Source organism: Acinetobacter sp. ANC 4973 (assembly GCF_002135275.1).
GTDB classification, from domain to species: domain Bacteria; phylum Pseudomonadota; class Gammaproteobacteria; order Pseudomonadales; family Moraxellaceae; genus Acinetobacter; species Acinetobacter kyonggiensis.
Map to the genome: position 1 here is coordinate 21,226 of NZ_NEGM01000019.1, position 10,523 is coordinate 31,748.

The window sequence follows — 10,523 nt, forward strand, 5'->3', positions numbered from 1 at the left end:
AAAAATGAAGATACCTTTTTTTATAAAAAAAAACAGCTTTTTTTTACTTTTTTTAGCTTTTTTGAAAAATTTCACATTATTTTTGTAAAAAAAAGCGCGTGAAATCACGCGCTTTTTTCAATTCAAAATTAACGACCAGAAATGGTAATGATAGAACCAGGGACATAAGTACCCATAGCTGGGCTAAAGTAAGTTTGCAGACCTTGAACCTCTACGTCACCAATTGAACCAGCAGTACGGCTACCTAAATGAACGCCTTTTACATAGTTATCAATTGGACCTGAGCTACTGACCATACGAATATAACCATTATTCGCGCCTTCTTTACCGATCACACTAACACTTTGCTTGATTGTTAAATCTGTAGAATTTGCATCTGCAACCTTAATGCTCTCAACAAAAATTTCACCAGCAGCACGGTTACCAGCAGTACCATCACCACTACCCTGTTTAGTTGAATTATCCAAAATACCTAGGTTCTTAATTTCAAGACCACCCACCATTGTGGTATTCAATTTAATCATCGCACCTTGAGGAGCTGCACCCAATTGGATATTGGCAGTCATCTGGCCTGTTTTAAGCGATAAACCACTTAAGATTGCATTATAATTTTGACCTGCACCTGCATCATCTTTACCACCACGGCGGATTGTACCCGCATTAGTCCCTGCTCCAGCTACACCAGATGCCGTTACACCAATTTCACCAATATTAATATCTAAGCCAGACACTTGAGCAGCAATATTGATAAATGCACCATTAGCGCCTGTACCCGCATCACTATCAATTTGCAAGTCTGCCAAGTTACGTGATGCCAATAGATATGCACCAGCGTTGTCATAGTTAGCACCAATCACAATACCTTTAGTCGCTGTGACACCTGTACCATTCCCCTTGATCACAATTGCACCAGCTGTACCAGTACCACCAAAGCCAGCATCACCTGCTGCACCTGCTGCAGCTAGACCATCATTATCATGAATATAAAGTTTTTCAATTTCGATTTTTGAAATACCAATCCCGATGTTAATACCATCTTGACCAGTGGTCGCGCCCAATGAAGCATCATCCATTGCTTGCATTGCCATCGCATTTGCACTAATTGCCAATGAAGAAACTAAAGCAAGTTTAGTAAATTTTTTCATCTTTGTACTCTCCCAAGAGTATTATTTTTTTGATTGTTAACCACTCGATATCACCTATTGTTTTTCGTTTTCTGACAACAGTGAATCTTTTCCTTGAGCAGTCTATTTGCCCTAGTTAAGTTATATCTGTGTCATTTTTTGTTCAACTGCTGTTGGTCGCAATCTATATGTTACCGACAAACGGTATTTACAGTTTTTATGCATAAACATTGTTATAGAATAGTACTCACTTGTATCCTTTGCTGTAATTTAACACCGTATGAATAATCCTATTGTTTTTCAAAAATTGCTGACTGAACAATGGCTTAGTCCCGCTCAAATACTTTCATCCTTATCACATCTCACACATTTGGTTTATTTGAAAAATGTAAACCAACCTGTGATCGCATTTTTTGCTTCCGAATATATGTTGAAGCAAGATCAAATTATTCAAAGTTTCAAACGAGTTTCTCTACATTACTATCAAGAAAAATCATCACCTATTCATTTTAATCATTTTTTTCAAGACAATACTCAAACATATCAAAGTGATTTTAAAGGGGGGCTAATTGGTTTCATCAGTTATGATACTGCTGCGCAACAACAAGTCTCTCTGCAAGAAAAAAAACAACCCGCTTTATTTTTAGGTATTTATCGTAGCTATCTGAAATTGACTCAGCAAGGTTGGACTTTTTTTAGTGATGAAGATGAGGCTGAAGAAATTTTCCAATTGATTCAAGCTGCATTAACCAACACAAAACATCAGTCTTTCCGACTGACTCAAGTATGTAGTGCACGTTGGAATAAAAATGAATATCGATCTGCATTTAAGCAAGTGCAAGAATATATTAAAGCTGGCGACTGCTATCAAATTAATTTAACACAAGAATTTACAGCAAAAGCGCAAGGTTGCTTATTGGATATCGCTGAAGATTTTTGGCAACTCACCGATGCTCCCTATTCTGGCTACCTCAAAATTGATGATTTTGAACTGTTAAGCTGCTCACCTGAACTGTTCATTGATTTTGAAGCAAATCGAAAAATTGTGACTCGTCCCATCAAAGGTACAATGCCTCGTTATGCTGACCCAAAGCAAGATGAAGAGTCAAAACAACGCTTGATTCATTCTCAAAAAGATCAAGCTGAAAATGTGATGATTGTCGATTTACTGCGTAATGATCTGAGTGTTTATGCTGAAACAGGTTCGGTAAAAACCCCGCAACTTTTTGCAATTGAATCTTTTAACCAAGTTCATCATATGGTCAGCGAAGTCACAGCCACGCTCAAAGATGACACCAATCCCTTTGATGTACTGATGTCTGCACTGCCTGGTGGCTCAATTACCGGCGCCCCCAAAATTCGAGCCATGCAAATTATTGATGAACTAGAGGGTGCTCCACGTGGTGCTTACTGCGGTAGCCTTGGTTATTTTAATTTTGATGGTACAGGTTCTTGGAATATTTTGATTCGTTCCATCCAAAAGTACCAAGAAGATGTGTCGTTATGGGCCGGTGGTGGTGTAACGATCGCTTCAGATTGCGACGCAGAATATCAAGAATGTTTTGATAAGGTTTCTGCCATGCTTGACCTACTCAATACATGGCAAAAATCACCTGAAATTTAACGCTTAAGCTAAGATATCATTTTTTAAGGTATCTACTAGACGTTTATTTTGCTCATCCGTACCAATGGTAATACGTAAGAATTGGTTGATACGCGGTTTATTGAAATAGCGCACAATAATCCCTTGTTCACGTAATTGTGCAGCCAGTTCACCCGCATCTTTGCTGGGTAATGATGCAAAAATAAAATTGGCTTTCGATGGTAAAACCTTAAAACCCATGCTTTCTAATTCGGTCACCAGCTTGTCACGGCTTGCGATCACTTTTTGGCATTGTGCTTCAAAGTAAGCTTGATCCTCAAATGAAGCAACCGCAGCTGCAATGGCAAAACGATCCATTGGATAAGAATTAAAACTGTTTTTGACCGCTTCAAGCCCAGCAATTAAATGGGGCTGCGCAATTGCAAAACCGACACGCAAACCCGCAAGTGATCGTGATTTCGATGTGGTTTGACACACCACTAAGTTTTCGTATTTTTCAACTAAGCTGACCGCAGATTGCGCACCAAAATCAACATAAGCCTCATCAATCACCACCACTGAATTCGGGTTGGCTTGCAACACTTCTTCAATCGCAGATACCCCCAGCGCAATACTGGTCGGTGCATTAGGATTGGTAATAATGATACCGCCATTGGCTTGTTTATAATCGTCTAGCACAATTTCAAAATCATCATTCAATGGTAATATTTTGGTTTTGACTGCAAAAAATTGACTATAAACGGGATAGAAACTATAGGTAATATCAGGATAAAGGATAGGCTTATTTTGCACAAAAAATGCTTTAAAAATATGGGCTAAAACTTCATCTGAACCATTACCGACAAAGACATTTGCAACATCAACATTCTGCTGCATCGCAATCGCTTGCTTTAATGCAGAAGCATCTGGATCTGGATATAAACGTAATACATCGGCAGAATCAGCCAAAACGGCTTGTACCGCTGCGACTACTTTCGGTGATGGCGGATATGGATTTTCATTGGTATTTAATTTAAGTAAGTTTTGGATTTTCGGTTGCTCACCCGGTACATACGGTTCTAATTCACGTACTTCAGGACTCCAAAACCGCATTTGTTCTGTTGTAATGTTCATCTTTCAATATCTCAATCAAATCTGTTATAGGCTTAAAAAAAGGCTGATCAATCAGCCTTTTATATCAATCAAAGCTTATTGATAACGATAACGTGCTGAACGTGCATGTGCATCCAAGTTTTCTTCTTGTGCCAAAATATCAGCGGTTTTCGCAAGGCTTTTTACCCCCTCTTGCGAGCACATAATCAAGCTGGAACGTTTTTGGAAATCATACACACCCAATGGCGATGAAAAGCGTGCCGTACCCGATGTCGGTAATACGTGGTTTGGCCCTGCACAATAATCGCCAATCGCTTCAGGGGTATAACGCCCCATAAAAATCGCACCAGCATGACGAATATCTTCCGCCATTTCTTGAGCTTCATCTAAACACAGCTCTAAATGCTCAGCCGCTACTTGGTTAATCAGCTCAATCGCCTCAGCACGATCTTTCACCAAAATAAGTGCACCACGATTGGCAATTGAAGTACGTGCAATTTCAGCTTTTGGTAAATTCGCTAAATGCTCTTCAATGGCTTGTTCAACGTCATTTAAAAGTTGTTCATCTGGTGTGATGAAAATCGCTTGGGCAACAGTGTCATGTTCAGCTTGTGACAACAGATCCATCGCCAACCATTGCGCATTGTTCTCACCTTCTGCATAGACCAAAATTTCAGATGGCCCAGCAATCATATCGATCCCGACTTGACCGAATACCGCACGTTTTGCCGCAGCAACGAAGCGGTTTCCCGGTCCAGTAATTTTATCAACCGATGGAATGGTTTCTGTACCATACGCTAAAGCTGCAACAGCTTGCGCTCCACCAATGGTAAAGACGCGGCTTACACCTGCTAAATAGGCAGCGGCTAAAACCAATGGATTTAACTCACCCTTTGGCGCAGGCACCACCATAATAATTTCAGGCACACCCGCAACATGTGCAGGTACAGCGTTCATCAGCACTGAAGACGGATACGAGGCCAAACCACCCGGTACATAAATTCCGACACGATCAAGTGGTGTAATTTTTTGACCTAGCGTATTTCCTAACGCATCCACATAGGTCCAGCCTTCTTGCTTTTGCACTTGATGGAATTCACGAATACGACTTGCTGCAAGCTCCAAAGCTTCACGCACTTCGCTATTTAAGCCCTCAAATGCCGCTTTTAATGCATCTTGAGTCAGTTCCAAATCTGAGAATTGATGCGCAGGATGTCGATCGAACTGTTGTGTGAGTTTTAAAACATGTTCATCGCCATGTTCACGAACATCTGCAATGATTTGGTCTACTGTTTTTAACAATTCTGGATCGTTGACTGTTTCGAACGCCAATAAATCGGCAAAGACTTGTTGAAAGTCTTGATCTTGAGTCGATAAACGTCGCATCAATTTACCTACAAGGTGAATGAAGAAAAGATTAGTTTACCTTGTTTCGTTGCATTTTTGGATATCAATAGCATATCTATCGCTCAAGCTTCATAGAAAATAACTTTTGAAATGATTCGGCAAATTATTTTATTGGTATTTTTAAACAGCCAAACATTAACCATAAAAAAACCGTCGTGATTCACGACGGTTTTTGATAATCCAAACAAGACCAAGACTTATTTTTGGCTTTGACGCTCAGCAACTGCTTTTTCAAGCTGCGCTAAAATTGGATTTAACAGCATTTGCTTACGCTTAAAACTGGCTTTATTGACAATGAGGCGAGAAGAAACTGTACAAATTTCTTCAAGTGGCTCAAGACCATTGGCACGAAGTGTATTACCTGTATCAACGACATCAACAATGTAATCGCCTAAACCAACCAATGGTGCAAGTTCCATCGAACCATAAAGCTTAATCACATCAACCTGCTCACCCAAGCTCGCATAATATTGACGCGTCAGGTTTACATATTTCGTGGCAATCTTTAAACGGCCTTTCGGGCGAACCATGCCAACCTTACCTGCGGTCATCAGTTTACAGTTGGCAATTTTCAAGTCGAGTGGCTCATACACATTTTGTGCACCATGTTCCATCAACACATCTTTACCCGCAACACCCAAATCAGCCGCACCATTTTCTACATAAGTCGGTACATCTGAAGCACGTAAAATTAAAATACGCACCTGTTTATGGGTGGTCGGAAAAATTAACTTACGTGATTTATCTGGATCTTCCAGTAAGTTAATTCCTGCTGTTTCAAGCAACGGTAAAGTTTCTTTTAAGATACGTCCTTTGCTTAATGCTAAAGTTAAACCATGATCAAAATTGCCCATTACGTCAAAGTTTGGATCATCGTTTCTCATATCACTCATTAACTTACTCGCTTAATTTGGGCACCTAAACCCTGTAACTTTGCTTCAATATCTTCATAACCGCGATCAATATGATAAATACGGTCAATCAATGTTTCCCCTTCCGCTGCTAAAGCAGCCAAAACTAAAGAGAATGAAGCACGTAAATCGGTTGCCATCACTGGCGCTGCAGAAAGTTTGTCTACACCAGTCACAACAGCATCATTACCTTCAACCTGAATATTTGCGCCCATACGAGAAAGCTCAGGCACATGCATAAACCGGTTTTCAAAAATCGTTTCAGAAATCGTTGCGAAACCACGACCAATGGCATTCACAGCCATAATTTGTGCTTGCATATCGGTTGGAAATTCTGGATGAGGTAAGGTTTGGAAGCTGACTGCTTTCGGACGTTTGCCCATCATATCAAGTTCAATCCAATCTTCACCGCGCGTCACTTCGGCACCCATTTCTTCGAATTTGTCTAACACAGCTTCAAGAAGATTTGGATCCGTATGTGTAGTTTTCACTTTACCACCAGTAATTGCAGCAGCAGCAAGATATGAACCCGTTTCAATACGGTCAGCAACCACAGCATATTCACAGCCATGTAAACTTTCCACACCAGTCACAACCAATGTATCTGTATCTAGACCTTCAATTTTTGCGCCCATTTTAATGAGCATGAGCGCAAGGTCAGTAATTTCAGGTTCACGTGCCGCATTACGAATGGTGGTTACACCATCCGCCAATACCGCAGCAGTTAGAATATTTTCAGTTCCACCAACCGTCACCATATCAAAGACAACTTCGCCACCTTTTAAGCGACCATCGACTTTGGCATGTACATAACCATTTTCAACTTCAATATGCGCACCTAAAGCTTCTAGTGCTTTTAAATGCTGATCCACTGGACGTGAACCAATCGCGCAACCCCCTGGAAGTGACACTTGTGCACTACCATAACGCGCTAATAATGGACCCAGCACTAAAATGGATGCACGCATGGTTTTCACCAATTCATAGGGTGCAAACTGATTATCCAATGTCGAAACATCAGCTTTAACTGTGTCACCTTCATAAGAAATTTGAACACCTAAACCGCCAATCAATTGAACTAAAGTATTGACATCCTTAAGGTTCGGCACATTGGTCAAAGTAATCGGGCTATCTGCAAGAATCATGGCTGCAAGTAAAGGCAACGCTGCATTTTTTGCACCAGAGATGCGTACTTCACCTTCGAGCTTAACGCCGCCCTGAATTAAAAATTTATCCATTTAGTTCTAAGCTCCGAATAAGCTTGCTTTACGCCATTCTTCTTTGGTCATTGCACGAATAGTTACCGCGTGTACTTCACCGCTGGCAATATATGAATTTAACGGAGCATAAACCGTTTGTTGACGTGCGACAGGACGTTTTCCCTCAAATTGTTCATCAACGATTCGAAGATCAAACTTACCGCCTTGCCCACTAACCGCAACTTCAGCCTCTGGAAAAGCAGCTTTTAAAATTTCAGTGAGCTGTTCACTATTCATCACAAAGACCTCTTATAGGACCAACGGTGTAAACCTGCCATTTTACTATAAATATGAAAAATAAATCATTAACGTATAACATTTTATCTATAAAAAAAGAGGTCACTAAAAACCTCTTTTTATTTAAAAAACCAAACTATACCAGTAAAGGCTGATACTCGACCTGCATTTTCCGATGTTTATGCAATTGTCGTTTAAGTTTTTCTGTTAATTTTTTAATCGAAGTATACATATCATCCGCACTGGCTTGAGCAAACATTTCTATTCCAGGTAAACGAATAATCGCTTCAGCAATATGATTGTCACTGCCTTTTTTAGAATGTTTATCAATTTGATGATCTTTTGAGAGTTTCACCTGCATGCTATTTATTTGATCTAGATGCTTGGTCATTTGCGAAAATTTAAGCCGAATATCTTCTTCAATTGCAGGGGTGATAGTTAAATGATGACCACGGATTGTTATTTGCATAGTTCTATCCCTCACCTTCTTTTAGGGTAATAAAGGAATTGCCAAGTCGATCTAATGACAGCAAAAAAAATCCTGCACATTCAACATTAAATCATTCTGGCTATTCCTTAAGTAAAAAAGAGATTCATTATCTTGTCATAATGAACCTCTAGAATAGCCACACTTTAAAATTTAGATCAACACTTTTCGTTCAGAAGATGATGGAATATGTAACGACTCTCTATATTTAGCAACGGTTCGACGTGCGACATCAACCCCATCCTCTTTTAATAAAGTCGCAATAATATTATCTGACAAGGGTTTACGCGGATTTTCTTCAGAAATGAGTTTTTTAATTTTCGCACGAATTGCAATTGAGGAGGCTTCTCCACCCGACGTTGTCGCGACATGACTGGAGAAGAAATATTTCAGTTCAAATAAACCACGTGGTGTCAGCATAAATTTATTTGTCGTCACACGTGATACCGTAGATTCATGTAAATCCACTTCTTCTGCAACATCACGCAGCACCAAAGGCTTCATCCCTTCCGCACCAATTTCTAAAAACATCTTTTGATGCTCAACAATACATGTAGCAACTTTTAATAAGGTCTTATGTCGTTCATCCACACTTTTAATAAAATTTTTAGCATCTAACATTTGATTACGTAAATATTGATTATCATTGCTTTGATCTGCACGTTTAATCATGTTGGCATAAAAAGAATTAATGCGTAATTTCGGCATAATGTCTGGATTTAATTGTACTTGCCAATGTGCATTTTTCTTCATCACCACAATATCTGGAATTTGATAGTCTGAATCTTTTTCTTCAAACTCCATTCCCGGATAGGCTTTCAATGTTTTCAATAAATCAACAGCACATTTTAATTGATCTGGATTTAAACCAGTCTGTTTTACCAGTTTTGGTAATTCATTAGAAATTAATAATTCATAATGGTTTAGTAAAATTATTGCTTCACGACGACATGCTGTTTGTACGGGTAAACTTTCTAATTGTACCAACAAACATTCGGCTAAATTACGTGATGCCACCCCAGGCGGATCAAGATGCTGAATATGCTTTAAAACAACAATAACTTCATCATCTTCAACTTCATCATCGTAATCCATAGACTCCAGTAAATGCTGAACTGAGGTTGTTATTTCAGCGATTTCTGCATCTAAAAAACCCTTTTCATCTAAGGAATCAACAATACAATGCGCAATCAGGCGATCAACTTGTGAAAAATGCAATAAATTAATCTGTTCAAGCATGTGCTCTTTTAAACCCAAATGCCCTTGACGGTTATCCTCACGCTCCTCATATTCAGGTGAACCTAGACTCGTTGGCTGATGACTATAAATATCATCCCAATCCGTATCAACGGGTAAATCATCAGGTAAAGTATTGGCATTCAATTCATTGGTCAAATCTTTATTGTCATGTTCTTTTTCTTGCTCCTGTAAAGAAGATAAACTCTCTATATTCGACTGCTCTTCTACTTTTTCTAATAAAGGGTTACTATCCAATTGAGTTTGAATTTCTTGCTCAAGTTCCAAACTCGAGAGCTGAAGCAAACGAATGGCCTGCTGCAACTGCGGTGTCAACGACAAGGAGTTCGCAACTTTTAATCCAACCGATAACTTCATATTACCTCTACTCTTTTTCAATATTTTTTATAAGCAATTTTCATGCCGCTTTATATTTTTATAACATAATTTCATTCAAAATAATATAAATTAAAAAATAGATTAAAAGAAAAATCTAATAATTTCCACATATCTACCCATATTGATAAAAACATATAGAGACTACAAACCAGCAACCTATTTTTATATTTCCAAAAACAATAGACAATTAAAGTACTAAAAAATAAAAGCCTTTCAGCTAAAAATCATAATAAATTTAAGTATAAATCATTACAGAAACACACCCAACTCATCAAATAAAGAAAAGCGCTATATCAAAATAACAAGGATTTTTTATTATCTAGCAGTTAAAATATCAATAAACTCAACTTCACAATGCTTAATTTTTGTATTAAAAGCCGAAATTTAAAACCAATTCTTATTAAACGATGCGATAGTAATAATTTTTAAAAAGTAAACTTCAGCCCGACAGCGTATTTTGATCATTATTTTGTATGTAAAGTGGTTAGATCGATCCACCTCCCCTAAATAAATGATCTTAAATCAAATTCCCCACATAAAAAAACACCCCCAACGTTTAGGTTGGGGGTGTTTTAGGAATAATGAGCTGGCGATGACTTACTCTCACATGGGTAACCCCACACTACCATCAGCGCGAAGAGGTTTCACTTCTGAGTTCGGGAAGGGATCAGGTGGTTCACTCTTGCTATTGTCGCCAGCACAACTGTTTATGGATACTTGCTTGGGTCTTATTTATGCACTTTTCAGTGTATGCCTTCGCTTTTTCCA

9 protein-coding genes and 1 rRNA gene are annotated in these 10,523 nt (G+C 38.8%); 1 reads left to right on the forward strand and 9 read right to left on the reverse strand.

The window, feature by feature from the left end:
- Window positions 1-128: 128 nt before the first annotated feature.
- Window positions 129-1,145 carry a DUF6160 family protein gene (locus tag B9T30_RS14810; protein ID WP_086185682.1) on the reverse strand — a complete coding sequence of 339 codons (1,017 nt, stop codon included), beginning with the start codon at window positions 1,143-1,145 and terminating at the stop codon, window positions 129-131.
- Between the two features lie 259 nt (window positions 1,146-1,404).
- On the opposite strand from B9T30_RS14810, the gene pabB reads away from it, so the two are divergent.
- A complete protein-coding gene (gene pabB / locus B9T30_RS14815; protein ID WP_086185683.1) occupies window positions 1,405-2,748 on the forward strand; it encodes an aminodeoxychorismate synthase component I in 1,344 nt (447 codons plus the stop codon).
- Window positions 2,749-2,751: 3 nt separating this feature from the next.
- Here pabB and hisC read toward each other — a convergent pair whose 3' ends face one another.
- From hisC to rrf, 8 genes are all read right to left on the reverse strand, one after another.
- Window positions 2,752-3,840: a histidinol-phosphate transaminase gene (gene hisC, locus B9T30_RS14820; RefSeq protein ID WP_086185684.1), complete on the reverse strand. Its 1,089-nt coding sequence runs from the start codon at window positions 3,838-3,840 to the stop codon at window positions 2,752-2,754.
- 75 nt (window positions 3,841-3,915) lie between these two features.
- Window positions 3,916-5,205 (reverse strand): histidinol dehydrogenase, encoded by a 1,290-nt coding sequence (hisD, locus tag B9T30_RS14825; protein WP_086185685.1) that lies wholly within the window; start codon window positions 5,203-5,205, stop codon window positions 3,916-3,918.
- 218 nt (window positions 5,206-5,423) lie between these two features.
- Complete coding sequence (hisG, locus tag B9T30_RS14830) at window positions 5,424-6,119, reverse strand: ATP phosphoribosyltransferase (RefSeq protein WP_086164552.1); 696 nt, start codon at window positions 6,117-6,119, stop codon at window positions 5,424-5,426.
- Window positions 6,119-7,375 carry a UDP-N-acetylglucosamine 1-carboxyvinyltransferase gene (murA, locus tag B9T30_RS14835; RefSeq protein ID WP_086185686.1) on the reverse strand — a complete coding sequence of 419 codons (1,257 nt, stop codon included), beginning with the start codon at window positions 7,373-7,375 and terminating at the stop codon, window positions 6,119-6,121. The genes hisG and murA overlap by 1 nt, the downstream gene beginning before the upstream one ends.
- A 6-nt stretch (window positions 7,376-7,381) precedes the next feature.
- Complete coding sequence (gene ibaG / locus B9T30_RS14840; protein WP_004650949.1) at window positions 7,382-7,633, reverse strand: BolA family iron metabolism protein IbaG; 252 nt, start codon at window positions 7,631-7,633, stop codon at window positions 7,382-7,384.
- 136 nt (window positions 7,634-7,769) lie between these two features.
- Entirely contained in the window at window positions 7,770-8,102 is a 333-nt protein-coding gene (gene hpf / locus B9T30_RS14845; protein WP_086164554.1) for a ribosome hibernation-promoting factor, HPF/YfiA family, read from the reverse strand.
- Between the two features lie 171 nt (window positions 8,103-8,273).
- Entirely contained in the window at window positions 8,274-9,734 is a 1,461-nt protein-coding gene (locus B9T30_RS14850; RefSeq protein ID WP_086185687.1) for an RNA polymerase factor sigma-54, read from the reverse strand.
- 605 nt (window positions 9,735-10,339) lie between these two features.
- A 5S ribosomal RNA gene (rrf, locus tag B9T30_RS14855) occupies window positions 10,340-10,454 on the reverse strand.
- Window positions 10,455-10,523 lie beyond the last annotated feature (69 nt).

What these genes read in the sequence shown, in the direction of transcription:
- hisC (WP_086185684.1), bottom strand. Translation starts at nt 3,840, where the DNA reads ATGAACATTACAACAGAACAAATGCGGTTTTGGAGTCCTGAAGTACGT.
- hisG (WP_086164552.1), bottom strand. Translation starts at nt 6,119, where the DNA reads ATGAGTGATATGAGAAACGATGATCCAAACTTTGACGTAATGGGCAAT.
- ibaG (WP_004650949.1), bottom strand. Translation starts at nt 7,633, where the DNA reads ATGAATAGTGAACAGCTCACTGAAATTTTAAAAGCTGCTTTTCCAGAG.
- hpf (WP_086164554.1), bottom strand. Translation starts at nt 8,102, where the DNA reads ATGCAAATAACAATCCGTGGTCATCATTTAACTATCACCCCTGCAATT.
- hisD (WP_086185685.1), bottom strand. Translation starts at nt 5,205, where the DNA reads ATGCGACGTTTATCGACTCAAGATCAAGACTTTCAACAAGTCTTTGCC.
- B9T30_RS14850 (WP_086185687.1), bottom strand. Translation starts at nt 9,734, where the DNA reads ATGAAGTTATCGGTTGGATTAAAAGTTGCGAACTCCTTGTCGTTGACA.
- pabB (WP_086185683.1), top strand. Translation starts at nt 1,405, where the DNA reads ATGAATAATCCTATTGTTTTTCAAAAATTGCTGACTGAACAATGGCTT.
- B9T30_RS14810 (WP_086185682.1), bottom strand. Translation starts at nt 1,145, where the DNA reads ATGAAAAAATTTACTAAACTTGCTTTAGTTTCTTCATTGGCAATTAGT.
- murA (WP_086185686.1), bottom strand. Translation starts at nt 7,375, where the DNA reads ATGGATAAATTTTTAATTCAGGGCGGCGTTAAGCTCGAAGGTGAAGTA.